This is a genomic window from Spirochaetia bacterium 38H-sp (assembly GCA_039023545.1).
Taxonomy (GTDB): domain Bacteria; phylum Spirochaetota; class Spirochaetia; order Winmispirales; family Winmispiraceae; genus Rarispira; species Rarispira pelagica.
The window spans coordinates 488,479-514,223 of sequence record JBCHKQ010000002.1 but is presented as its reverse complement, the minus strand read 5'-3'; the positions used below and the strand labels follow the sequence as shown (position 1 = coordinate 514,223).

The window sequence follows — 25,745 nt, the reverse complement described above, 5'->3', positions numbered from 1 at the left end:
TATTATTCCAGAGTTTTTATGGTTGCAACTGATTTTTCTTTGTTAAAATCAAGAAATCGATTTACTTTAGTATAAATCTTTTATTAAAGAAATTTGACATAATAAACAAACCGGTTTAAAATCCTAAAAACCGGTTTATCCGGATATTGGGGAGGTTATATGAAAATTTTTTTAAACTTATCAGAGAAAAAATCTCTGTACATTGTGGGAATAATATTCCTGCTTTCCTTATTTGTCTCCTGTTCTCAGGAGGTCTTATTTTCTGATACAGAGTCCATGAACATACAAAGAGCAGTCTCTTTTGTTCCTTCAGGTTTTGTTTATGCAGAAGGTACCAACTTTATTCTCGATGGAAAACCCTTTTATGTTACTGGAGCTAACACCTATGATTTGTTTACGTTTGGTGATGGCAGTAATACAGGAAGTACGGACCTTATAGAACGTCTATTTATGGACAAGGCAAGGATAGATGCACATTTTGAGAATCTTGCAGCAGATGGTGTCAATGTTCTTAGGATATGGGGCTTTTCCCATGAGGTGTGGCATGGCTTTGAACCGGAAAAAGGAGTCTACAGTGAACCTCAGTTTATGCTATTTGACTACATTCTTGATTCTGCAAGAAGACATGGTGTGAGAATAATAATCACTCTGGAAAATTATTGGGAGGCCTATGGTGGAATAGACCAGAGATTAAAATGGGAAGGTCTTCCCTATGGCAGTCATGCGGCACGGGCAATATTTTTTACCAATCTCGGATGTAAAGAACAGTACAGAAACTATGTTAGGCATTTTGTAACAAGAGTCAATCATTATACGGGTATAGCCTATAAAGATGATCCAACTATATTTGCATGGGAACTTATGAATGAGCCACGTTACCAGGATGTGGCGGAGAGCGTTCCAGGTGAGCACCTCAGGGCGTGGGTTGATGAAATGGCAGCATTTATCAAGGCTCTTGACCCTAACCATATGGTTGGCACAGGGTTGGAGGGACATGAACTCAAGTACGGGTTTGGAGGTGATGAGGGCAATCCCTTTGTCTATATCCATCAGTCACCTTATATAGACTTTTGTTCTGCTCATCCGTATCCCACCGAGCATTGGGCCAGAGAGCAGCTTCTTTCTCACTATGGAGTGAGTGATCTGCTTACGGCAACACAGCTTCTGATAAAGGCTTGGGTTGATGATGCTCACAAGGTTATCGGCAAACCCCTTCTGCTTGGAGAATGGAACAGCCATGATACGGACAGGCTTGTTTTTTGGAGAGGAGTTTTTGATGCTATTGAGCAGTATGATGTAGATGGAAGTCTTTTCTGGTGGTATACGGACAGGCTTGTAGATCCTAAGTTTGGAGTTATGGCCGGAGCTCCGGAACTTGCTGTCTTTAGAGAACATGCGGCATATATGGCTGCAAAGAGCGAAGCTACACCTGTCCCAACTACACCTGTCCCAACTACACCTGTCCCAACTACACCTGTCCCAACTACACCTGTCCCAACTACACCTGTCCCAACTACACCTGTCCCAAGTCACCCGCCTTATGAGTATATAACTTTGCCTATGATTTATGATGGCAGTGGTGAATTTTTTTGGAAAACTGATGCTTTTTCTAGGACTGCGAATTGGGGAAGGTTTATCAACTCATGGAATATTGAGCTTCTGGATATTAATGGTACGGATTATTCCAACCTGTGGGTTGCTCAGCATACCATAACTCCTAATGAAGATGGTTTCTGGTATATACATTTTAAGTCTTCTGTAGACTGGTCTCATCTCGAAATAAAATGATTTTTTGGCCGCCTTAGTGCGGCCATTTAAACCGATTTATAAGTATATATTATCCCATAGTATATGAAAACTTTATCCAATAACTCTATTTTATAAAATAACTCAAAAAATTTGACAAGTCTAATATCTCAGTGTAGAATATTACACCGGTTTCTAGAAATCGGAATATATTCTGGGGAGGTTGCTTAATGAAACGATGGTTTTTATCTTTTTTTATTCTTTTTGCTCTTATTATGGGAGCGGTTTCCTGTTCGCTAGATACGGATACGGCTTATTATCTTGCCGAATTGCCTTCCAGGGCGATAAGTGCAGGTATTGCCGCATCTGAGATAAGGGGAATAAATCATGCCCATACTTGGTATACGGATAAGCTTGAGAGTTCACTTATGGGCATAAAGAACTGGGGAGCAAATACTGTACGTGTTGTTTTGTCCAATGGGTATAGATGGACAAAAAACTCTGCAAGTGATGTGAAAAACATAATCAATCTTGCAAGAACTATTGGTTATTCTTATCTTGTGCTTGAGGTGCATGATACTACAGGGTATGGAGAGGATAGTGCTGCCTGTTCGCTTGCTGATGCTGTTTCTTATTGGAAGGAGATAAAATCTGTTCTTATTGGTAATGAGGATTTTGTCATAATTAATATTGGTAATGAGCCTTATGGTAACAGAAATTATCAAAACTGGATAACGGATACAAAGAATGCTATTTCTTCTCTTAGGGCTGCTGGTTTTACCCACACCATAATGATAGATGCTCCCAACTGGGGACAGGATTGGTCTTTTACCATGAGAGATAATGCGCTTTCTGTTGCTGCGGCGGATTCTCTTAATAATCTTATTTTTTCAATACATATGTACGGAGTTTTTGATACTCCTGCCGAGGTTGAGTCTTATATGAAGGTATTTAAGGACATGGGGCTGCCTCTTGTTGTAGGGGAGTTTGGCAATATGCATAGCGATGGTAATCCCGATGAGGATGCAATTGTCTCTTATGCTGTCCGTTATGGTGTTGGTCTTATGGGCTGGAGTTGGAGCGGCAATGGAGGCGGGGTAGAGTATCTTGATATGGTTAATAGTTTTGATGCTGCAAATCCTACTTCCTGGGGGTTATGGTTTAAGAATAATGTTCTTTCTTCTTCGACACCAACACCGACACCAACACCGACACCAACACCGACACCAACACCGACACCAAGTATTACTCCTACTTCCGGTTCTTATGTGATGATTTCTTTGCCTTTTGTTTTTAATGGTAAGGGGGAGTTTTTTTGGAAGACTGATGGTTTTGCTGTCTCTCAGAACTGGAATGCACAGCTTAATTCTTGGAATCTCGATTTGTTGGATATAAATGGTGTAGATTGTAAGAATAAGTTTATGTATCAGTGGCAGATTCCTGCTGCTTCCGATGGCTTATGGTATATTCATTATAAGTCTTCTGTTGATTGGGGGCATGTCCATATTAATTCTTACTAGTTTTGTTTACTTTATGTTTGCCGCAGGCAGGTCTTACCGCCGCCTGCGGTTTATTTTGCTTGCGTGGCAGTGGTAAGACCGTTCGGTTTTTTATTTTTTAAATACCCAGTTTTTGTTGAGTGGAAATGTTATGCCTATGCTTAGAGCCATTGCAAGTGCTTTTCCTGCTATTGTGTATACGGGCCATTTTGCTATCATTGTGTTCCCGGTTTCTGTGCTGCCTAGTGTTATTTTTGTGAGGCTTATTGTTGCTATAGATATGGCAAGTCCTGTGAGATTAACGATTATGAATCTCAAGGCCTCTTTGTGTGTGGGGGTTTCTTTTTTTGCAAATGTCCAGTATCGGTTGAGCAGGTAGCTGTTTGCCATGCCAAGTGTGTAGGATATTATCTGCGATATTTCTGCTGCAAGGCCCATTGCTGTTAGTATGGCAAAGGTTGTTATGTCTATTGTTGTGTTAAGGATGCCTACTGCGTTGTATTTTAAAAACTGCAGGATGTGGGGTTTTTTCATTCTTTTGAGTCCTCTAAGCCAAGGCTTTCTTCTATTATGTATAGAGGGCGCTGTTTTATTTCTTCGTATATTCTGCCTACGTATTCTCCTAATATTCCAAGTGAGAGGAGGGTGAATCCGTTGAATACAAGTATCAAAACAACTATTGTTGTCCATCCTTGTACGACTTGTGTTGTAAATAATTTCTGGTAAAGTACGTAGAGCATGTAGATAAAGCCTGCTGTTGAGAGCAGAAAGCCAAGAAGGCTTGCTATCTTGAGGGGTTTGTCGGAGAAGGATGTTATGCCGTTGAGTGCAAAGCGTATCATTTTTTTGAGCGGATATTTGGTTGTGCCTGCAAAGCGCGGGTCGCGTATGTATGTTACTTCTGCTTGTTTGTAGCCTGTCCAGCTTACCAGTCCTCGCACAAAGCGGTTTCTTTCTCTCATGCTTCTTAATGACTGGACTACTTTTTTATCCATGAGTCTAAAGTCCCCTACGTCAACTGGTATTTCTACGTTTGTGAGTGCTTTGAGCGTTCTGTAAAATATGGCGGCTGTTGCTTTTTTAAAGATGCTTTCTCCTTTTCTTTTTTTTCTTTTTGCATGTACTATCTGTGCTCCTTGTTTCCATTTTTCCAGCATTTCTGGTATTAGTTCTGGTGGATCTTGCAGGTCTGCGTCTATTATGACTATAGCGTCTCCTTTGCAGTAGTCCATGCCTGCTGTTATTGCTATCTGGTGTCCAAAGTTGCGTGAAAAGTGAATAATTTTGCATCTTCTGTCTTTTTTATGCAATTCTTTTAACATGGAGTATGTGTTGTCACTGCTTCCGTCATCTATGAATACAAGCTCATAGTCTTCTTTTGTACTGTCCATTACTGTTGTGATTCTTTTATAGAGTTCGTTGAGAACTTCTTCTTCGTTAAATACGGGTATTATGATGGATACCATGTTATTTCCTCCGTTTATGTTTACTGGTAAAAATACCATGTGTTAAACCATCTAAGCAGGCTTGCATAGTTTTTGCTTATAACTGCTCCGCTTAGTATGGGATAAAATGCGGCAAATAGTATTGTGCTTATTGTTATTGCGGTTATGAATATGAGTTTTTTCCTGTGCGGAAATTTGTTTGCAAGAAAGCCTAGGATGTATGCCAGTGCCAGTATTATAAATGGTGTTGATGTAAAAAAGTGGTATATAAATGTTACCGTACGAGGGCTTATTGCCCATGGAAGATACTGGAAGGCAAATAGTATTAGTATCAGGCTTGCTGTTTTATCTTTTTTTGCAAAAAAGATGAGTGCCAGCATGCTAAGACTTCCTATCCAGAAGGTGAACGGGTTTCCAACTGCTAATATGCTGGATATGTAGCCTTGTGGAAGATATTTTTGTCCAGAATAGTACCACATTGGTTTTATCATAAGAGGCCATTGCCACCATGGCGAGGCAAAGGGGTGTGGGTCTTTTACCTGGCTGTGATATACGTACATGCCTTTTTGTTCTCTTATTATTAGTTTTATAAGGTCTGGAGCGTTTTTTACCCCTTCTGATATGGCAAAGGGTATGTAGCTTATACTGTAGATTATTGCCGGTAATGCAATAAAGCATACAAATGCCCACAGCATATTGATAATAGCTTGTTGTATTGTTATGTCTTTTTTGTAGATTGCCATGCCCAGCTTTGTAAAATACAGAAAGGCCAGTGCTCCTCCTGCGTATATGCATGTCCACTTGGAAGCTGCTCCAAGTCCAAAGAAGATGCCGGACATCATAAGTGGTATTGCGTACTTTTTAAACTGTCCTGCTTCTTTGTTGTCTGCAAGATAGTATTTTACCATTGGTATGTACATTAGGATGATAAAAAATACCGCATAGCTGTCTATTGTAGCTATACGTGTTTGCACAAAGTGTAGGCTTTCTGTTGCAATAAGGGCTGTTGTAATAAGGGCTAGGTCATTTCTTTTAAACAGCTCTTTTGCAAGAAGAAAGATGAGAGGGAGCATGAGTATCCCTATGAGTGTGCCAGGTATGCGCCAGCCAAAGGGTGTCATCTTAAATATAAGAATTCCCAGTGACATTATTAGTTTGCCTAGAGGAGGGTGTGTTGTCTCAAGTGGACGTATTCCTTTTGCGTACTCATAGGCAGTTCTAGCATGGTATATCTCGTCAAAGTACATGTTAGTGTAAAAGCCAATATTACCGTTCCAGCTTGTCTGCTCATCTATGAGATTCTCAGGTATTCCCTCATCAGCAGGGCTTCTAAAGCTCTCCGGCATGCTGACTGCGATTGCTTTAAAATCGCTGTTATAAAGAATAATCTCATGTATGGCTTGTCCGGGCTTTTCTGTTCTGATAAGAAGGTATTTGTCGCTTTTCCCCTGTGTCAAATCTAGAAGCTGCCAGCCAAATTCAGCCCATATATTGGTGTTTTCTATTTTATTAACTTGTTTCCAGTTTTTTCTGTCCTGTGATGTGTAGACTATGTAGCTTCCCGAGCCGTATCCTCTGTACCATGCTATGCCTTCCGTATCCTTGGTTTCTTTTTTTTCTATAACAAAATAAGTGTCTCTAACCTGTGGTTTATAGATTGTAGTTGGAGTAGAGGCAGAGCCCAGGTTTATGAGTGCTACTACAGAATATACTGCAGTAATTATTGTGAGCATTAGAATAGTCTTTTTATCTGTTTTTTCTTTTTTTAGTCTACTAAGAAAATCTTCTGCTACAGAGGCATCGTTGTTCTTGTTGTGAGCTGTAGACAATTTTTTGTATATACCGGATATAAAAGTACTTATTGCTCCTGTTATACGTGGGAAAAGCATGAGGATTAGTCCCAACGCACTTATAACACAGATGATAGAAGATAAAAACAGGGCGGCATCCGGCTCTATGACAAAGCTTTGTGTTTTTGCAAGGTATATGACCTGTGCCAGATTGATAAAGTTGGAAAAACTGAGGGAAAAAAACAATACAAGGAAGCCTTTGCGACTGGTTGTCAGAAAGGCACAAATAGAAAGGATAATAGCAGGATAGAGATAACGCTCATGCATCCTCATAAGAAAAGTAAAGCCCAATACTGCAAGAAACAGAGCTGTTATGACAGGCGAACTTTTATATACGTCGTTTGCATTGTCTGTATTATTTCTTTCTTTGTTATTATGTGTATTCTTCCTTGCCGATTTGTTTTCTGAGACTTTTTTATCTGCATAAAGAGGCTTTTTATCTACTTGTGTTGATACGGAGCTGAGCTCTATGTTCGACTCTTTTTTATTAGTATCTGTCTCAGCCTCCCCGAGTTTATCCTCTGTTTTCCTTGTTTTTTCTTTGCAGCCTGAGTATGCTATTTTGTCTGATAAGCTGCCTCTTTCTTCTGCAAAGTAGACAAAAGCGGCGGAAAAAAGAAGCACAAGCTGTATTACTTTCTGCCATACAAAGAACGGTATACCGAAAAACTTAAAGAGAACAGTCTTCCAGTTGTATCCCATAAGAGCCCAAAAATTAGCAGCGTTTACGCTGACAAAAGGATAGGAAGACATGATTCGCATATAAAGCTCGGAGAATTTTGCCGGATACATGATAAAGAAAGGAACATGCAGTATAACATAGGCACCTGTACACGCAAAAAGCGCCTTTGTAAGTATAATGGCTTGCGTAAAATCTATTTTGCCCTTGTCCTTGTTTATCAGTTTTAAAAACAATGCCTTTATAACAGGTACAAGCACCTTTACTGCAAAGAACAAGCCTATAGGTGCAAAGAGCATAGCCTGAGGTTTTATGGCAAGCATAATCCCAAGCCACATAGCAGAAACTACATATCGTCTGTCCCAATAGGAAAGAACAACAAGCATAATAAGCAGCCCCAATATGCTATCCACCTGTCCGTACAGAGAAGAATTGTATATTACAGCTGGATTAAAGACATATAGAGTGGCGAGAGCAAGCCCGCGAGAATCCTTAAACCGCCGTATTATTATAAAAGCGGATAAAAGGTCAATCAGCATGGACGGAAGCTTGAGAAGTAGAATAGAAAGCCAGCTTCCGTAAGCAGCTCCTGTCAACCTAATAAGAAGTCCTGCAACATATAGGATATAAAGATATCCTGGCGGATAATCCTTAAAAGTATTACTCCCATAAAAAGAAAAAATACCCTTATCCGCAAGCTCTGTTGCCCAGCCGTAAAAAGTTGGCATATCCGTCACATGTCCTGGATAGGAAACAGCAACAAGCAGTCTCAGAAGAAAAGCAGCTCCAAGCATGATTGCAACATATCTTTTTGTACCTGTCCTGGAGGTAAGAATATTTCGCCTCTTATATAAGAAATAGGCAAGAAAAACATATATAAGAAACACAAAAACAATCTTTCCCAGTGGAAAGCCATGCTTTACTGAGGCAATATTCTCCTCTCTGTAGAGCTTTATAACCTGGGCACCCTCTGGTACAGCCTTAACCTGTACAAAAGAAACATCGTCAAACCACACCTTACCGCGGCTCAAGGCACCATATCCCCCGAGTCTAAGAGTGAGCCTTACTGAGTCCTGATTCTTACCCGCCCGTGCATAAACCACAATTTGCTGCCACCTTCCGCCTGTATCCTTTACATCCATAGAATGCTCCATGGACTCCATAGCAGACAAATTTGCACCGAGCATCTCTCTTGGCACTCCCTCTGCTTTTACCCAGGCAGAAAAGCGGTACAAAGCCCCAGGCTTTACCCGTACAGTCTGAAAAACCTTGCTGTCCTCCTCTACCATATTCTCCAAATACACAGAGAACTTGCCGCTGTGAGATACATCCGAGCGCTCAAAAACTACCCCTTTTATATTCTTCCACGTATGCAGAGCCCAAGCAGTAGGAATATCCTTATTCCACTCCTCAAAACCTGGATTTTTTATAACCTCCTCTGCGGATAGAAAAACCCCTCCCAGAAGCAAAAAAACAAGAAGCAAAACTCCCTTCCTCACAATACACTCCTTGTAAAAACTCTAAAATCTCTAAACATTTTCACATTAAAAAGCGTATTTTTCAACAAAAACTTTTTTTTAAAACTATTTTTATACCGAACGTCGTAAGCGCGCCAATAAAGCAAAAAAGAAAGCAAGGCGCGCTTCCCTCCTGCCTGCGGCTAAGGATATAAGCGCAAATAACGGATAAGAAACAATACGCACACCTGTTTAAAACACTAATATGACAAACATAAAAAGGGCTTAACGCTATGCGTTAAGCCCTTTCGGTATCAAAGCCTCTTAGGCATCGGGAAGAGCAGAAGCAATAATCTCCTGTACCTTCTCTGGAAGAGTTATGCGCTCCTCTTGTGAAAGACTTTTTATCTCTATTGGTTTGTGAATAACCACCTTTACGGGATGAGACCTTACAGCCCCGTATTCCTCATACAGCTTGAAGCTTCCTACAATACTAAGTGGAACAATAGTAGCATCAGATAAAAACGCAAGCTTAAAGCTACCGCCCTTAAACGGACGCATCTTGTAGCTCTTGGAGCGCGTACCTTCTGGGAAAATCACCATGGGAGTACCTTTTTTTATCTGTTCTGCGCCTTTTTCTATGGCAAGCTTACCCTGTCTGAGGCTTTTTCTATCTATAAGCACACACTTGAGGATGTACATCCATAACCCTACTACTGGCACCTTCTCAAGCCCTTTGCGGGCTATAAACCCGGGGGATCTGCGTGTTGCAATAAAAACAAGAGGGATATCTGCATAGCTCTCGTGATTGGCAACAAAGCAAATCCTGTTATGCGCAGGAAGGTTCTCTCTGCCCTCAACCGTAACAGGAGCACCCACCATCATAAAAATAGACTTTGCCCACACAGTTGGTGCAACACAGCGAAAATAACTAGCAAGCCTTTTTGAAAACAAACTAAATATATAGTAAAGCGGAGTTACAACATAGATAGTAAAGAGACCCACTATAAAAAACAGAAGAAAAGCCACACTCCTCATAAAACTAACCCAGCAACCTTTTTAATCTGTCTGCAGCTTCTATAACATTCTCTCTGCTGTTAAAAGCGCTAAACCGTACAAAACCCTCTCCAGCCTTACCAAATCCACTACCCGGAGTACACACAATCTGTGCCTTATCAAGAAGCATGTCAAAGAACTCCCAGGAATCCTTGCCTGTATTTATCCATATATAAGGAGAGTTTTTACCTCCCGTACACTCATATCCCAGACCCTCCAGGGCTTCTCTGAGAATACGTGCGTTTTCTAGATAATATGCAATATTTTCCTTGACCTGTTTTTTACCCTCCTCGCTGTATACAGCCTCTGCTGCCCTCTGCACAGGGTAAGACACTCCGTTAAACTTGGTACTCTGTCTCCTAAACCACATGGCATTGAGACTGTACTCTGTTTTGTTCTCGTCTTTTATAATACATTCCTTGGGAACAACTGTGTAAGCACATCTTGTGCCTGTAAAACCTGCTGTCTTGGAAAAACTTCTTATCTCTATTGCAACCTCTTTTGCACCTTCTATCTCATATATGGAGTGGGGGATATTCTCGTCAGTTATAAAAGCCTCATAAGCAGCATCAAAAATAATAATAGACTTGTTTTCTCTTGCGTAATCCACCCATTTTTTGAGATAAGTCTTATCCGCCACAGCGCCAGTAGGATTGTTGGGATAGCAGAGGTATATTAGGTCCACAGTCTCAGCAGGAATATCCGGGAGAAAATTGTTTTGGGGAACACACGGAAGATATGTTATATTATCATATCTGCCATCAGCCGGTTCTCCTGATCTTCCAGCCATGACATTGGTATCTAGATATACAGGATAAACAGGGTCCTGTATTGCAACCCTAACATCCTCTGCAAAAAGCTCTTGTATATTAGCACTGTCGCTCTTAGCACCGTCAGAGACAAAAATCTCATCCGGCTCTATATCCATACCCCTTGCCTTAAAATCATTATCTGCTATGGCCTTTCTCAAAAACTCATATCCCTGTTCTGGACCATATCCCCTAAAAGTATCGGCTTTGCCCATCTCCTCCACTGCAGAAGAAAAAGCTGCAACACAAGCAGGAGGCAAAGGCAAAGTAACATCACCTATACCCATCTTTATTATCTTCTTATCCGGATTATTTTTCTGATATTCCGATACTTTCTTTGCTATCGTAGAAAAAAGATAAGAAGCCTTGAGCTTGGAATAATTAGAATTTATCTTGATCATATCTTAACTCCTGTTGTTTTTATAGCGGATTCTAGCTTAAAAAAAAATAAAAATCAAACCGCCACAAAAGAGCTAAGAAAACAGACAGGTAATATAAAATATATTTTATTACTTCCCAGGTATGGATATGCATATGCGAGTACCGGTGTTGTCTGTTGATGTCTCTATGTCCCCGCCAAGCTGCTGTACAAGAAGGGGAATAAGCTGCAATCCTAGTCCACCATGTGTTGATTGGTCAAAATCTTCTCCTTTTTCCCCTTCTTTTTGCTGTATGCCTATCCCGTTGTCTTCTATATTTATATATATTAGGTCGTCTTTCTTATTTAGTTGTATGGATAGCCTGCCACTTTCTCTTCCTTCAAAAGCATATTTGCAGGCATTGGTTACTGTTTCTGTCACTATTAGTCCTATACTTGTTGCCTCCTTTGCTGGCATCTTTATACTGTCAAGCTTTGTAACAAGTTCTATCTTATGATACATCCCATAGGCTTTTATGATTGTTTCCACAAGTTTTTCTATATAAAAAGATACATCTATCTTTTTTATGTTCCCCGTAGAGTGCAAAAGCCCATAGAGTTCTGATAAAGACTTTATCCTTGCTTCAAGAGAATCCATCCTGCTCAAAAATCTCTTGTTATCCCAGGAAGCTTTTTCCAGATGTATAAAACTCAGAATCAAAGATAGAGTATTTTTTACCCTGTGGATGAGCTCTTTAAGCAAAATTTCTTTTTCTTCTAGAGTTTCCTCTAGCTTCTTTCTTGTTTTATTAAGTTCTATCTCCGCTGTTTTTTTATCGTGGATATCTCTTCCTACTCCTATTATGGCCTTTATGTTTCCTTCTTCATCCATAATAGCGCTGTCGCTCCACGCTATCCATCTATAACCGTCCTTGGTAATGGCACGCTGTTCCATGTAGGCAGTATAAGGTGGTCTGTATACATTCTCTATTGCTTTGAGAGTCGATTCTCTGTCGTCTGGATGTACCAGCGGGACAAAAGAACGGCCAAGAAGTTCTTCCTCACTTTTGCCAAAAACAGCACAATAAGAAGGACTAACATACAAAAAACGTCCCTCTGTATCCACCTTAACCACCATATCAGTCTGATTCTCCACTAGCACCCTGTAGCGGCTCTCACTTTTTCTAAGAGCCTCTGTCAGCTTTATTTCTTCTGTTATGTCTCTCCATATGGCACCGAAGCCCATGTTCCACGGAATGAGTGATACGGAAAGATGCCTATCGATATCCTCCAGATGCAGATTAAACCTCTGAGATTTTCTTTCTCTTACAACCTCCAGCATCTTTTCTACAAAATGCTCCGGTAGTGACGGCAAAACCTCATTTGCCATCTTGCCTTCCAGTTCTTCTTTTTTCTTTCCTATGATATTGCAAAAAGCCTGATTTACCCTGATAATCTTATAGCCTGTGGGAGTTTTTATATCTGGCACAAGCTGATTAAGACTTACTCCCTCCTCCATAGTCTCAAAAAGCTCTGCAAAAGCCGTGCTTATGGGATTTATAGTTGTCCTTTTTCTTTTTTTCTTTGTGGTATGTAACAAAAGAGAAATATTGCTTATGAGAATCTCTCTAGATATAAGCTTGGGAAGGAATATACTGTTTTCTATCTTTGCAAGCCTGTTGAGTGTATCGTTGTCCGAAAAGTTGGAAAAAAATATTATGCTCTCTTTTTTTGTCTTGCGTATTTTTTCTGCAAGCTCTATCCCGCTCAGTTTCCCATCAAGCCCTATATCCAGAATAAAAAGCTCTATATCTTGGTTATTTTCTGTACATTCCAGCGCTTTTTTTGCATTGGCCGCCAAGAGAACCTCGTGTCCGGCCGACTCCAGACTGTTTTTTATATCCAGAGCGATGAGTGCCTCATCCTCCACAAGCATAATTTTTGCCATAATATAATTATCAGATATTTTGTCCAATTTTACAAACAAATTTTATACCGAACGTGCGATGACGTTGCAGCGTCACGCACTGCCTCCGGCAGGATCTGACATAATAAAAAATATAATGCAATAGTGTTCTGGATGGAAAAATACCTCGCCGAAGGCAGGAGGGGCTGCACCTTTCCTGCTTTGCTTTTATTTGGCGCGGCCCCGACGTTCGGTATTATTTTTTATTTCGCTTAAAGACATTCTTTATGCCCAGTTTTGCAAGCTTTTCTCTTGTTGCCTTCTCCAAAGAGCTCTTTGTGTAAACTATTACTTTATAATTTGTATGGGTTTCTTCTATTATTGCGCTTATTTTATGTTTCTTTAGCAGGCTGCATAGTTGTTCTGCATTTTTTTTGTCTTTAAATGCACCTGCCTGCAGGATTACCGGTCTTTCCTGCCCTTTGGGAATGCTGATGATTTCCAGCTTTACAAGTGCCGTGCCTGTTTTTATCATGTCCAGTTCTTCTGCTGCTTTTTTTGACAGGTCGATTATGCGGTTTTTTACAAAAGGTCCTCTGTCGTTGATTGTGACCACTACTGTCCTGTTATTGGAAAGGTTTGTTACGCGTATTTTTGTACCAAATGGCAGGTCTCTGTGTGCAGCTGTGAGTTTCTGAGGGTCAAATACTTCCCCTGAAGCAGTTAGTTTTCCCGCAAATCCCGGGCCATACCATGAGGCATAGCCCTGCAGCTCAAGTGCTGCGATGTTTGCTGCTGTAATGAATGCAAAAAAAAGGAATACTCGCTTCATCTGTCTTATAATCGGGTTATACTTGCAAAAATAAAGGAGAGGACTATCCTCTCCCTTATTTTTTTCTATCATGACTTTTATTCTGCTGCAAGATGCAGTATCTCTTCTATTGCCTTGCTGTCCAGCTTATGGAAGTTTCCAAGCTTGATTTTATCATCTCTGGTGGCCTTCTTTGCCATCTCCCGGATTCTGTCGGTGCCTATGCCTGCATCCTTGAGCCTTACGGGAAGCTCCATATCTCGGTAGAACTCTTCTAGACGCTTTATGCCCATGCGAGCGGTCTCTTTTATATCATCCTGATAATAGTCTATATCAAAAACCCTGTGGGCAAATTGAGCAATTTTCTGTGGATGCTTGTCCAGCATGTATTTTTGCCATGCGGGGAATACTATGCTGAGTCCTGCACCATGCGCTATATCGTATATCCCGCTGAGCTCATGCTCTATCATATGAGTTGCCCAGTCGCCGATACGTCCTGTATGCAAGATATCATTGTGTGCAACAGTCCCAGCCCACATAATCTCGCTTCTTGCATCCAGGTTATCCGGATTCTCCTTGAGCCTGTATGCCTGATGAATTATAGTCTTCATTGCACCCTCTGCCATTCTATCCGTAAGCTCAACATGTTCTACTGTAGTAAAATACCTTTCCATTATATGGGCAAACATATCGCTTATACCGCATGCCGTCTGATACCAGGGAAGACTGAGCGTCCACTTGGGATTGAGAATTGCAAACTGGGGCCTCAAGATAGGAGAACCCGTGTCTCGCTTGAGCTCACCTTCCTCCTTGGTTATTACACTGCCGGTACTTGTCTCACTGCCTGCAGCTGGGAGTGTAAGCATAACCCCTATGGGAAGAGCTTTATCCGGATTTTTATCTGTTGTATAGAAATCCCACACATCTCCATCATAAGGCACACCTGCTGCAATGGCCTTTGCCGAATCTATAACACTACCGCCGCCTACTGCAAGAATACCCGTCACACCTTCCTTACGGCATAGCTCAATACCCTCGTACACCAAACTCAGTCTTGGGTTGGGCTTAACCCCGCCCAGCTCCACAAAACTCACCCCGGCCTTTTTGAGAGTCTTTATCACGGTATCGTAGAGACCTATCTGCTTGATAGAACCGCCTCCATAGTGCAAAAGCACCTTATCTCCCAGCAGCTCCAGATGGGACTCAAGCTCCTTCTCTGCCTCAAGCCCAAAAACAACCCTTGTATAATTCCAAAAGTAAAAATCAATCATAACCTCTCCCTCATATATATTTTTTTTAATATAACATAAAAACACCACTCAGGCTACTTATGCAACAAAGTCAACTAAGACCGTGTAAAAACAAATAATACCGAACGCACGACCCGCTGCGCGGTCCGTGCTGCCTACCAGCGGAAGAAATAAATGATTCGCTATTAATAGCAGTAGTTAAAAATCAGATTTCCTCTGGAGGTAGCTTGCTATACTGCCAGAGCTTTGCAAGCTTTTCTGCAAGTGAGATTGCAAGGATAATGCTTGCTATAATGTCTACTATAGGAAGAATATACGTGTTGAGAATTTCCAATGTATAGAAAAAGCTTAGTATGTGAAGACCGTATACAACCATTATAGAAAAAATGCTTGTTTTGGCAAGAAATGAGCTTTCTACTCTGACTTTTCCTTTTATGAGGAGAAGAACTCCCATTCCGATTCCTTGTATAAACAGTCTTGCAATTACCACCCATAAGAACCACATGGGTATGAGATGATAATTATAGAAGACAATGGAGATTACTATCAGGATGGCGTAGTCGCTCATGCTGTCAAGATAACGGCCAATCCTTGTAATCTGATTGGTTTTTCTTGCAATATATCCGTCAAGAAAATCTGTCAAAAAAACAATTGCTGTAAATACAAGGACTATAATAGCAATTGGATATTGCCATGCAAGAACAAGAAGAAGCGTTACTGTAGGCATGGAACTCAGTCTAAACAGGCTAAGATAGTTGGGTATATTGATTCTTAGAAGAAAACGCTTGTGTTCTATGTTATAAAAGTCTTTTCTTTGTATCAGCAAAAAAGCTGCCATAGCTGTGTGATATGCTGCAGAACTTATGAAGAAAACCATGAGGGGTTTTGTTATTGTGATATCATAAATCAATATAAGAGCAGCTACAAAACCCCACTGTATTGCTGCAAGAAGCAGAACAGTACCACAAATATGTGCAACGGGGGTGTATTTTTCTTTTTCCATGATTTTTTACTGTATAGTTAAAAGAAAATGGTGTCAATAAAACCTATTGTGTTATATTTTTTTTGATAGAAAATAGTAAAAAATGCAGGATTTTGATTTTTGATAGTGCCAAAAGTATTCGTTTTTTCTATATGCCGCAGGCAGGCAGAGCTGCGTCTTTTTTCTCTATTTGGAAAGCCGCAGCTCTGCCGTTCGGTGTTTATGTTGACAAATGCTGTGCCTTGTACTAGCCTGCTAATTATGAAGAAACATGCTGCCAATATCCTTACTTCTTCGCGCATTGTTCTTGCGCCTGTTTTTTTTGTGCTTTTTGGTCTTGCCAAAACAAGGCCGGTTTTTTCTGTCCTGCTCGGACTGTGGGTTCTTTATGCTGTCATGGAGATAAGTGATCTTTTTGACGGTATGGTAGCGAGGAGGACAGGTAATGTGAGCGACATAGGTAAACTGCTGGATCCTTTTGCGGATGTGGTGGCAAGGCTTACTTATTTTCTTGCTTTTGTTGTTGCAGGGATTCTGCCTGCATGGATTTTTTTACTTATCATGTACAGAGAGTTAGGGATTCTTTTTTTGAGAATGATTCTCTCAAGACATGGTTTTGCTATGGGTGCGAGGGCAGGGGGAAAGCTAAAGTCTGTGTTCTATTCTGTTTCTACTTTTATGGGGCTTGCTGTCTTTTCTTGGCCGCACATTTTCCCGGCTCTGGGCTGGCTATCTTATCTCAATGTCGCAATGATTGTCTGCTTTTCTGTAAGCATTGTTTTGGCTTATATGTCTTTTATTGATTATGTTAGAGTGGCTGTGAGCTTTTTTAGACAGGAAAAATAGAAGTTGTTCTCTGTTGAGCTGTGTTAGTCGGGTACAACAAAAAGCGGCTGCACAGCCGCTACAAAAATAACGATGTCACTTTGTGGAGTGATGCGTAAACTATTTCTATAGTGCAAGGTGTTTACTACCGTTGTGGTATGCCTTGTTGTATAATCTATTGTTTACTTTTATGGTTTTCTGTTGTTTTGTTGTATTCTTGTTCATATTGGATTAGCTCTGCGTCTGCCGTGCTATAATAGGAGTTGCTTTCTGGCATTGTCTCTGTTCTTTTTTCTGTTGCTTTTTTGCCTGGAAGATTACAGCAGTCCAGGGTGGCGTTGTTTCCAAAGGTCTTTTTATTATCTTCTGCTAGTTTGTCTACCCATTTTTTTAGCTTAGATATGATTCCTGCCATGATTTCCTCCGTGTTATTGTAAGCTGATTTTAGGGCGGATTATTTCCCGCCCTAAAATTTAGTCTGTAAGCTTTTTTCTTAGTTTGTCGTATTCTTCTTCTGTGATTTCTCCTCTTGCCAGTCTTCTGTCCAGAATATCAAGGGGGTTTTCATCATCTTCTGTAGAAGAAAGCTTTCTAAAGAATCCTGTCTGTCTTACTGACATTACTATCAATGCAATAAGTCCTGCTATAACTAGAAAACCAAAAATCATCATAATTATGCCTCCGTATCTAAAAAAAGGGGTATAAGAAGAGCCTCCCCACGCTCCCATCATTCCTGTGCCCATCATATTATATGGTCCCATCATTCCCCAAGAACCGGTTCCTTTTGTCAAAGAAAGCAGGTAGTTGTATCCCATATTTATATGAGCCTGTCTTAGGGACTCAGAGCCTTCGCCACCCATCATAGTATCCATAAACTCATGAGCTGTGCCTGGATGGGATTCTTCCATAACTGCATCTCCAAGTTCTTCCAGAAGTTCTTCCGGAACATGGGCTATGTCTATGTCTTTTTCATTGTTTACACCCTGTTTTTGCATGATTTCCTGTAAAACGCTGCCTACTGATAAATTGGCGTGATCAGAATCTGCCATAACAGGGGCTAGTGTAAGAAAAGCAAGCACAATAACTATGCCTATTTTTCTTAGTTTTAAATTATTCATATGTCTCTCCTCTTATTAATGGATTATAATTTAAATATACTATAAAATACCCCTAGGGGGTATATATGTTACATAATTTATAAACTTTTTTTTTACAAAACATATCATAATGTTTGACAGATTTTGCTATATATAGTATTTTGTATAGGGGGAGGGGGTATATTTTTAAGGAGAAGTAAATGGAAACTTGTCAAAGTTGTAGTATAGAAGAAAGACATGCTCATCATGATAAAGAGACAAAAGATGCTCTTATAAAGAGGCTTAACAGGATAGAAGGTCAGATCAGAGGAATAAAGAAGATGATAGAAGAAGATGTCTATTGCGATGGAATTCTCAACCAGATTACCTCTGTAAGGGCTGCTCTTTCAGGTGTTTCTACATTGCTTCTTGATGCACATATAAGAAGTTGTGTAAAGGAGCAAATAATGAGCGGAGAAGAAGGAGTTATCCCCGAGCTTATTGCTACTATAAGAAGGATGATAAAGTAAAGCCGTAGCCAAGGAGTATGATATGGTAGAGAAAAAAGAGTTTTTGGTAAAAGGTATGAGCTGTGTGGCTTGTGCCAACACTATAGAAAAGAAGTTGAGCAAGCTGGATGGAATAAAGTTTGCCAATGTCAATTTTGCAACGGAAAAGCTGGTTGTAGAATACGACAGTAATGTTGCCAATAAAGATAGAATTTTTAGTGTTGTAGAATCAGCAGGATATGGATTGGATGACCCCGTTTCGGAACGCGAGGTAAGTATACCAATAGAGGGGATGACTTGTGCTTCGTGTGTAGCCCGTATAGAAAAAGCAGTAGGGAAGGTAGACGGTGTAACTTATATATCAGTTAATCTTACTACGGAGAAGGCTTTTATAAAATATAATCCTTCTGAGACAAGGCTATCTGTGATAAAAAAGGCCATAAGTGATGCGGGTTATAAGCCTCTTGATGTGGATGTATCCGACAATAGGGATAAGGATAAAGAAAGAAAAGAAAAAGAAATGCGAGCAATGCGTGTAAGGCTGATTGTTTCTGCCATATTTGCTTTGCCCCTTCTTATAATTGCTATGGGACACATGCTTGGGCTCAAGTTTCCTGAGATAATATCTCCTTCTCATAATCCTTTGGGTTTTGCTCTGATACAGCTTTTGCTTGTCATACCCTCTGTTATTGCAGGTTATAAGTTTTATACTGTTGGATTTAAGGCTCTTTTAAAAGGAGCGCCCAATATGGACAGCCTTATTGCTATAGGAACAAGCTCTGCAATTATCTATGGCTTGTTTGCTACAATAATGATAGCTATGGGAAATACGCAATATGTCGGAGATTTGTACTTTGAGACAGCTGCTGTAATAATCACTCTCATAATGATGGGAAAATATCTTGAGACCCTGGCTAAAAATAAAACCTCCGATGCCATCAAGAAGCTTATGGGACTAAGACCTAAGGTTGCACATGTTATACACGACGGACAAGAAATAGAGATACCTGTAGAAGAAGTGGAGGTTGGGGATATTTTTATCGTTCGACCTGGAGAGAAAATACCGGTAGACGGTATTGTCGTAGATGGCCTAAGTTCTGTAGACCAGTCCATGCTCACAGGAGAAAGTATTCCTGTATCAAAACAAGTAGGAGATGAGGTGGTAGGTGGTACGGTTAACAAGAACGGCATGTTAAGGGTAAAAGCAAGCAGAGTGGGCAAAGATACTGTGCTGTCTCAGATAATAAAACTTGTGGAAGATGCACAGGCAAGCAAAGCACCCATTGCAAGGCTTGCAGACATAGTTGCAGGAGTTTTTGTGCCTGTTGTTATAGCAATAGCAGTACTGTCAGCCATCATCTGGTATATTGTGGGGGGAAATGCACTTTTTTCTCTTACCATATTCATATCTGTTCTGGTGATAGCCTGTCCGTGTGCTTTGGGTCTTGCAACACCAACGGCAATAATGGTTGGTACGGGCAAAGGAGCGGAAAACGGAGTGCTTATAAAAAGTGGCGGAGCACTTGAGGTACTTGGTAAGTTGGATACAATAGTATTTGATAAAACAGGAACACTTACAGAAGGAAAACCCATTGTAACGGATATAATCGCAGAAGAGGGATTTCTGGAAACTCAGCTTTTGTCTCTTGCGGCAAGCGCAGAAAAGGCGTCAGAACATCCTTTGGGAGAATCAATAATAGAGGAAGCAGAAAAGAAATCGCTCAAGCTGGCAGAAGTCACACAATTTTTCGCACTACCTGGCAGGGGGATAGAGGCGGTGGTAGACAATAATACTGTCATAATAGGAAACGATAAACTTCTCCATGAGAAAGGCATATCAGGATACAGTAGAAAGGCCGAGGACAATTTCTCTACTCTGGCAGAACAGGGGAAAACGCCAATACTTATTGCAATTGATGGACAATTTGCAGGCATAATAGCTGTTGCAGATACACTCAAAGTGGACAGTGCAAAAGCAATAGAACTTTTGCACAAAAAAGGTATAAAAACAGCAATGATAACCGGAGATAACAGGAAAACAGCAGAAGCAATAGCAAAACAAGTCAGAATAGACTTGGTCATGGCAGAAGTTCTGCCACAGGACAAAGCAAATCAAGTAAAAAAATTGCAAAAAGACGGAAGGCTTGTAGGCATGGTTGGAGACGGAATCAATGACGCACCAGCCCTGGCCCAAGCGGATGCAGGCATAGCCATAGGCTCTGGAACAGACGTTGCGATGGAATCAGCTGACATAGTCCTCATAAGAAACAGCCTCTTAGACGTAGTCAGAGCAATAGAACTATCCCGTGCAACAATAAGAAACATCAAGCAGAACCTGTTTTGGGCATTTGCATACAATACCCTTGGTATACCCATAGCAGCCGGCGTTTTATACGCACTTGGCGGCTTCTTGCTCAACCCTATGATAGCAGCACTTGCTATGGCATTTAGCTCAGTGTCGGTAGTAAGCAACGCACTGAGATTAAAATTTTTCCGCCCTGAGGCGGACAAAACCAACTAACACGGAGGAATCCATGGAAAAGACAATCACAATAGACGGCATGTCCTGTCAACACTGTGTAATGCACATAAAACAAGCTCTTAGCTCATTGGGTCTAGAAGTCGTTAACGTAGAAATAGGAAAAGCAACAGTAAAAGCCAGTGACACAATCAGCGACAGAGATATAAAAAACGCTATAGAAGACGCAGGTTACACAGTAAAATCTTTATAAAACAACATTATATCGAACGGGTTGCCGTCACCCTGTGCGGCAGCCCTTTTTGGCAAGCAATATTCTAATAGAGCACTAAGCAGCCGTTTTCTCTCTGAGTGTAAGAAAAGCAACAAGGAGACCAATCAGAGTAAGACCTATAACAGGATAAAAAGCAAGCTCGTATGAACCCAACATATCCTTAATCTGTCCGGAAATTGACGTACCAACAACCGCACCCATACCATAAGCAACAAACATGATACCATAATTGGCAGAGAACCTCTCATGACCGAATATGAAGGACGTAGCAGCAGGTGCAATAGCCAGCCAACCGCCAAGAGATAGCCACAAAGAAGCAAAAACAACAAAGAACAAAACAGACATTCCCTCAGAAAGCCACAACCCCATAGCGGATGCCGCAATAATAAGCAAAAAAGAAATAACAATAACCTTAAAAGGCTTTATTTTATCAGTCAGCATACCAAAAAGAGGACGTCCCAATGCATTAAAAATAGCGAGAACAGAAACCATAACAGCAGCAGTATCCCCATCCATACCTATTATTTCCTGTGCAAAAGGACTGGTCATACCAATGGCCATAAGACCAGCAGTAGTACCTATAAGATAGCTTATCCACAATCCGTAGAACCTTTTATCAGCAAAAAGAGAATCATTATGAGAAGTCTTTGTACTTTCCCCCTCTCCGTCAGCAAACCTCATAAGAAGAGAAAAAATAAATATAGTAATAAAAAATACAACACCAAGTATAGAAAAAGACCTAATAGGACCAAACAAATCTATAAGATACCTTGCAAAGGGAGCGGTTACAAAAGGAGAAAGCCCAAAACCTGCAAGAGTAAGCCCCATGACAAGTCCCTTTTTCTCTGGAAACCAGCCGGATACGACAGCAATAGGCACTCCGTATATGACACCTACGCCAATACCCGATATCAAACCATAACCGATAGTTATAAAAACAATATTACCCGATATACCTGCTAGAAGAAAACCTGTTAGGAACAATACATTACCAATCATTACGGATAAAGTAGCACCCAGCTTTTTTATATAGCGTCCTGCTAGGGGCATGGACAGAGAAAAAAACAACAAAAAAAGCATATAAGGAAGCCCGCTTACAAAAGAACCTATACCAAGCAGCTCTTCCAGAGGATTTCTAAAAACACTCCATGAGTATATGCTTCCTACACACATGTATATTAAAATCCCGCCTATGACATATAAATAGCGATTGATTCCCATTATTTCTCCTCTATTTTAAAGATGTAAAATAGATAAACATATTATCGGCCGGAGGTCAATTATATCCATTAGATTCACCTTTTTTTGCAGGCAGGAGGACTACGCTTGTTTTATACCGAACGCACAGCCCGCTTGCGCGGTCAGTGCTGCCTCCGGCGGCATAATTGCAAGCTACGCAGGGAGGATGTCCGACGTTCGGTATAAAATTTTTTCTTGCACTATCTTTTCTTGTCCTGACTTTATTTTTCTTGATTTATGACTGATTTTGTATAATATTAATTCCAGGAGTGATTTTATGAAAACAAAAATATATTTGATTGCTATATTGTTCTTTTTGAGTACATTCTTTTCTTTTGCCCTAGGTGCTCAGGAAAAGAAGTCTATACAAGCAGATTCTAAAGAGACTGCAACTGTGGAAAAACCTCTTTCCTATTATACTATGGAGGAAGTAAAACAACATGCGGATGCAGGTGAGTGTTGGCTGGTTATAGACGATAAGGTTTACGATCTTACGGAGTTTGTAAATATGCACCCCGGAGGCAAGGCCATACTTCAGGGTTGCGGTAAAGATGCCACAAGACTTTTTGAAGAGCGGCCTATGGGGTCGGGAACACCACATTCTGATAGAGCAAGAAAACTGCTGGAGAACTATCTAATAGGATATCTTAAGACAGGAGAGTAGTGTGACAAAGATAGCTTTTTTTTCTATTCTTGGTAAGCCGCTTATTTTCTGGCTTGGACTTATCACTTTTTTCCTTCTTATCATCACTGCAATTATAGGTTTAAACAAAAAGCGTATAAAAGGGTTTTATAGAATTCACAAGGGCTTTGCTGTTACGACTGTGATTTTTGCATTGATACATGGGATTTTGTCAGTAAGTGTATATCTTTTCTGAGACAGCTTATAGCATAAGATTCTCTTTGATAAACAATCCTTTGGGTTGAGGAGTATATGTTGTCAGAAAAAAATAAAAAAAGCAGATTGCTAAGATATTGGCCAAGATATAAGGTGTCCAATATCGTAAATATGGTAAGAAACAGTTTTAAGAAACCGGATGTCTATGAGGGGGATTTTATTGGTAGAACTGTTGTAATAACTGGTGCAACTTCCGGAATAGGCTATTATACAGCCATAAAATATGCTCAAATGGGTGCAAATATAGTGGCTGTCAATCGTAATGAGCAAAAATCAGCAGAGCTTAAAAAATATATAGAAGAGACTTATAATGTTTCTGTGGATTATATTGTATCCGACCAGAGTGTTTTGGATGATGTGCGTAATGCAGCAGAGGAGCTTGCCAAGCTTAAGAGAATAGATGTCCTTATACACAACGCAGGGCTGTTTCTAGAAAAAAAGGCTATGACTCAGGATAATATGGAGACAACCTTTGTTGTCAATTATCTCTCTTCTTTTATCATCAATTTTATTTTAAAGGAAAGGCTGAGAGAACAGGGAGATTGCAGGATAATTTTTGTAAGCTCGGAGGGGCATAGGTTTGCTCCATGGGGGTTGGACATGGATGACCTTTTCTGGGAAAAGAGAAGGTATAGCGGTCTTAAGGCTTATGGGGCTGCAAAAACAGCTCAACTTTTGTCCATGTTGATATTTGCAGAATATTTTGAGGGTTCTTCTGTTGTTATAAATGCTATGCACCCCGGTATGGTTGTTACCAACTCTGGACATGGAAATAGCAGGTTTTATAAGTGGTATAAGCGCAATTTTATCGACAGATTTTCTTCTTCTCCTGAGTTGTCAGCAGAAGCTCTGTATTATCTCGGTGTTTCCCCTGATGTTGTCAATATAAATGGAAAATTCTTTAACTACACTACATTGGAAGAACCTGCCCCACCGGCTGTTGATCGTGATGCTGCAATAGAACTATGGGAAAAAAGCCTGGAGCTTGCAGGTCTTTGTAGTTGATATCTTTTATATTATTGTTTGGTTTTCTGCGATTGTTTTTTTGTGCTTTGCTTGCTGAGTGTTGCTGTATTTAGTATTTTTTGATTGTTGTTTTTATTTTAGGAGGGTTTATGTCGTATATGTATGATGTTCTTGTCATAGGTGCTGGGCCTGGCGGCTATGTTGCTGCAATAAGGGCTTCTCAGCTTGGTTTGAAGGCTGCTGTTGTAGAGAAGGATAAAGTTGGTGGAGTATGTCTCAATAAAGGATGTATTCCTTCTAAGGCACTTATTCATATGGCAGGGCTTTATGGTTCTGCTGTGTCGGAGCTTTCTTCTATAGGGGTTTCTGTTGATACCTCAGGTTTTGATTATAAAAAGGTTTTTGATTATTCTCGCAAGGTTGCAATGAGGCTTAATAAGGGCGTTGAGTATCTTCTTAAAAAGAATAAGGTAGATGTTATAACAGGGAGTGCTGTGTTTTCCGATGCTCATACGGTTGATGTTGATGGCAAATCTTATACTGCGGATAAGATTATTATTGCAACGGGTTCTTCTCCTGTGCTCATTCCCGGATTTGAGCCTGACGGTAAAAAGGTTTTTTCTTCTGATGATGCAATTATGTCCGATTCTCTTCCCGAGACTATGCTTATTCTTGGTGCCGGAGCTATAGGGATGGAGTTTGCTTATATTATGAGTTCCTTTGGTGTCAAGGTTACTGTTGTAGAGATGCTTGACAGGGTACTACCTTTTACGGATTCTGAGGTTTCTGCACATGTTGTCAAAGAGCTTGGTAAGAGGGGTGTGGAGTTTATGACTTCTACCAGGGCATTATCTCTTGACTGCTCAGGAGAAGGGGTTGTTCTTTCTGTTGAGTCCTCTGAGGGTAAGAAAGAGCTTTCTGCAGAGAGACTTCTTGTTTCCGTAGGTAGGCGTCCCAATACTTCTGGCCTTGGGCTTGATAAAATTGGTGTTGAGCTTGATGAAAAAGGCTTTGTCAGAGTTGGTGATTATTATAAGACTTCTTGCGATTCTGTTTATGCTATAGGTGATGTTATTTCTTCTCCGCTTCTTGCCCATGTTGCTTCCAAGGAGGGAGAGATCGCTGTCTCTCATATTGCCGGGAAGGCTCACGAAAAACTTCTTGCTGCAGATGAGATTCCTTATGCTGTGTATTGTGAGCCTCAGGTTGCCGGTTTTGGTCTTACTACGGATGAGGCAAAAAGGCAGGGAATAAGTGCTTCTTCTGTTGTTTTCCCTTTCCGCGGGGTTGGTAAAGCTGTTGCTATTTCTGATGTGGAGGGGTTTGTAAAGCTTGTTTTTGATGATGATACCAGTGAGATTCTTGGTGCACATATAGTGGGTCCCGATGCTACTGAGCTTGTGCATGAGTTGCTTCTTGCAAAAAAGAGTGAGCTTCTTCTTTCTGATGTAGCTGAGATGGTTCATGCTCATCCTACGTTGTCAGAGGCTGTTATGGAAGCTGCGCGTATGGCTGAGGGTTGGGCTATTCATTTCTGAATTTTGTGCTGATATTTGCCTGAGGCAGGGAGGCTGCATGTTTTCCTGCCTTTTTTGGCTCAGCCTCCCGTTCGGTATAATTTTATATTGTTT

At 40.6% G+C, this 25,745-nt stretch carries 22 protein-coding genes; 10 read left to right on the top strand and 12 right to left on the bottom strand.

Annotated features, from left to right (window positions below):
• Positions 1-159: 159 nt before the first annotated feature.
• Together WKV44_06180 and WKV44_06175 are read left to right on the top strand one after the other, a co-directional pair.
• On the top strand, positions 160-1,788 hold the full coding sequence (locus WKV44_06180) for a cellulase family glycosylhydrolase (protein MEM5948124.1): 1,629 nt from the start codon (positions 160-162) through the stop codon (positions 1,786-1,788).
• Between the two features lie 188 nt (positions 1,789-1,976).
• Complete coding sequence (locus WKV44_06175; protein MEM5948123.1) at positions 1,977-3,266, top strand: cellulase family glycosylhydrolase; 1,290 nt, start codon at positions 1,977-1,979, stop codon at positions 3,264-3,266.
• Between the two features lie 90 nt (positions 3,267-3,356).
• Here the strand turns inward: WKV44_06175 and WKV44_06170 are convergent, their stop codons facing one another.
• The 9 genes from WKV44_06170 to WKV44_06130 form a co-directional block, all read right to left on the bottom strand.
• Positions 3,357-3,779: a GtrA family protein gene (locus WKV44_06170; GenBank protein ID MEM5948122.1), complete on the bottom strand. Its 423-nt coding sequence runs from the start codon at positions 3,777-3,779 to the stop codon at positions 3,357-3,359.
• Complete coding sequence (locus WKV44_06165) at positions 3,776-4,711, bottom strand: glycosyltransferase family 2 protein (protein ID MEM5948121.1); 936 nt, start codon at positions 4,709-4,711, stop codon at positions 3,776-3,778. The genes WKV44_06170 and WKV44_06165 overlap by 4 nt, the downstream gene beginning before the upstream one ends.
• Before the next feature lie 20 nt (positions 4,712-4,731).
• Positions 4,732-8,718, bottom strand: a complete 3,987-nt coding sequence (locus tag WKV44_06160) for a phospholipid carrier-dependent glycosyltransferase (protein MEM5948120.1) — start codon at positions 8,716-8,718, stop codon at positions 4,732-4,734.
• A 282-nt stretch (positions 8,719-9,000) separates the two neighbouring features.
• Positions 9,001-9,714 (bottom strand): lysophospholipid acyltransferase family protein, encoded by a 714-nt coding sequence (locus tag WKV44_06155; GenBank protein ID MEM5948119.1) that lies wholly within the window; start codon positions 9,712-9,714, stop codon positions 9,001-9,003.
• Positions 9,715-9,718: 4 nt separating this feature from the next.
• The gene (locus tag WKV44_06150; GenBank protein ID MEM5948118.1) at positions 9,719-10,942 is read right to left on the bottom strand and encodes an LL-diaminopimelate aminotransferase; all 1,224 of its coding nucleotides are present in this window, start codon (positions 10,940-10,942) and stop codon (positions 9,719-9,721) included.
• Positions 10,943-11,050: 108 nt separating this feature from the next.
• A complete protein-coding gene (locus tag WKV44_06145) occupies positions 11,051-12,847 on the bottom strand; it encodes a PAS domain S-box protein (GenBank protein ID MEM5948117.1) in 1,797 nt (598 codons plus the stop codon).
• 214 nt (positions 12,848-13,061) lie between these two features.
• A complete protein-coding gene (locus WKV44_06140) occupies positions 13,062-13,637 on the bottom strand; it encodes a septal ring lytic transglycosylase RlpA family protein (protein ID MEM5948116.1) in 576 nt (191 codons plus the stop codon).
• A gap of 77 nt (positions 13,638-13,714) precedes the next feature.
• Positions 13,715-14,887 carry an iron-containing alcohol dehydrogenase gene (locus tag WKV44_06135; GenBank protein ID MEM5948115.1) on the bottom strand — a complete coding sequence of 391 codons (1,173 nt, stop codon included), beginning with the start codon at positions 14,885-14,887 and terminating at the stop codon, positions 13,715-13,717.
• Positions 14,888-15,071: 184 nt separating this feature from the next.
• Positions 15,072-15,869: a CDP-alcohol phosphatidyltransferase family protein gene (locus WKV44_06130; protein ID MEM5948114.1), complete on the bottom strand. Its 798-nt coding sequence runs from the start codon at positions 15,867-15,869 to the stop codon at positions 15,072-15,074.
• A 240-nt stretch (positions 15,870-16,109) separates the two neighbouring features.
• Between WKV44_06130 and pgsA the strand changes: the two genes are divergently transcribed.
• Positions 16,110-16,694 carry a CDP-diacylglycerol--glycerol-3-phosphate 3-phosphatidyltransferase gene (gene pgsA / locus WKV44_06125; GenBank protein ID MEM5948113.1) on the top strand — a complete coding sequence of 195 codons (585 nt, stop codon included), beginning with the start codon at positions 16,110-16,112 and terminating at the stop codon, positions 16,692-16,694.
• A 154-nt stretch (positions 16,695-16,848) separates the two neighbouring features.
• Here pgsA and WKV44_06120 read toward each other — a convergent pair whose 3' ends face one another.
• Together WKV44_06120 and WKV44_06115 are read right to left on the bottom strand one after the other, a co-directional pair.
• Complete coding sequence (locus tag WKV44_06120) at positions 16,849-17,088, bottom strand: LDCC motif putative metal-binding protein (GenBank protein ID MEM5948112.1); 240 nt, start codon at positions 17,086-17,088, stop codon at positions 16,849-16,851.
• Positions 17,089-17,146: 58 nt separating this feature from the next.
• Complete coding sequence (locus tag WKV44_06115; GenBank protein ID MEM5948111.1) at positions 17,147-17,791, bottom strand: SHOCT domain-containing protein; 645 nt, start codon at positions 17,789-17,791, stop codon at positions 17,147-17,149.
• 179 nt (positions 17,792-17,970) lie between these two features.
• Here WKV44_06115 and WKV44_06110 point away from each other — a divergent pair, with 179 nt between their 5' ends.
• From WKV44_06110 to WKV44_06100, 3 genes are read left to right on the top strand one after another with little or no spacing between them, the layout of a single operon-like run.
• Positions 17,971-18,279 (top strand): metal-sensitive transcriptional regulator, encoded by a 309-nt coding sequence (locus WKV44_06110; GenBank protein ID MEM5948110.1) that lies wholly within the window; start codon positions 17,971-17,973, stop codon positions 18,277-18,279.
• A 22-nt stretch (positions 18,280-18,301) separates the two neighbouring features.
• Positions 18,302-20,779: a heavy metal translocating P-type ATPase gene (locus WKV44_06105; protein MEM5948109.1), complete on the top strand. Its 2,478-nt coding sequence runs from the start codon at positions 18,302-18,304 to the stop codon at positions 20,777-20,779.
• A 13-nt stretch (positions 20,780-20,792) separates the two neighbouring features.
• Positions 20,793-20,990: a cation transporter gene (locus WKV44_06100; GenBank protein MEM5948108.1), complete on the top strand. Its 198-nt coding sequence runs from the start codon at positions 20,793-20,795 to the stop codon at positions 20,988-20,990.
• A gap of 75 nt (positions 20,991-21,065) precedes the next feature.
• On the opposite strand, the gene WKV44_06095 is transcribed toward WKV44_06100, so the two are convergent.
• A complete protein-coding gene (locus WKV44_06095; GenBank protein ID MEM5948107.1) occupies positions 21,066-22,232 on the bottom strand; it encodes an OFA family MFS transporter in 1,167 nt (388 codons plus the stop codon).
• Positions 22,233-22,527: 295 nt separating this feature from the next.
• Here WKV44_06095 and WKV44_06090 point away from each other — a divergent pair, with 295 nt between their 5' ends.
• The 4 genes from WKV44_06090 (at position 22,528) to lpdA (ending at position 25,652) form a co-directional block, all read left to right on the top strand.
• Positions 22,528-22,914 carry a cytochrome b5-like heme/steroid binding domain-containing protein gene (locus tag WKV44_06090; protein MEM5948106.1) on the top strand — a complete coding sequence of 129 codons (387 nt, stop codon included), beginning with the start codon at positions 22,528-22,530 and terminating at the stop codon, positions 22,912-22,914.
• Position 22,915: 1 nt separating this feature from the next.
• A complete protein-coding gene (locus tag WKV44_06085) occupies positions 22,916-23,128 on the top strand; it encodes a hypothetical protein (protein ID MEM5948105.1) in 213 nt (70 codons plus the stop codon).
• A gap of 56 nt (positions 23,129-23,184) precedes the next feature.
• The gene (locus tag WKV44_06080) at positions 23,185-24,153 is read left to right on the top strand and encodes an SDR family NAD(P)-dependent oxidoreductase (protein MEM5948104.1); all 969 of its coding nucleotides are present in this window, start codon (positions 23,185-23,187) and stop codon (positions 24,151-24,153) included.
• A gap of 110 nt (positions 24,154-24,263) precedes the next feature.
• Positions 24,264-25,652, top strand: coding sequence for a dihydrolipoyl dehydrogenase (lpdA, locus tag WKV44_06075; protein MEM5948103.1), 1,389 nt, complete (start codon positions 24,264-24,266; stop codon positions 25,650-25,652).
• The last annotated feature ends 93 nt before the right edge of the window (positions 25,653-25,745 follow it).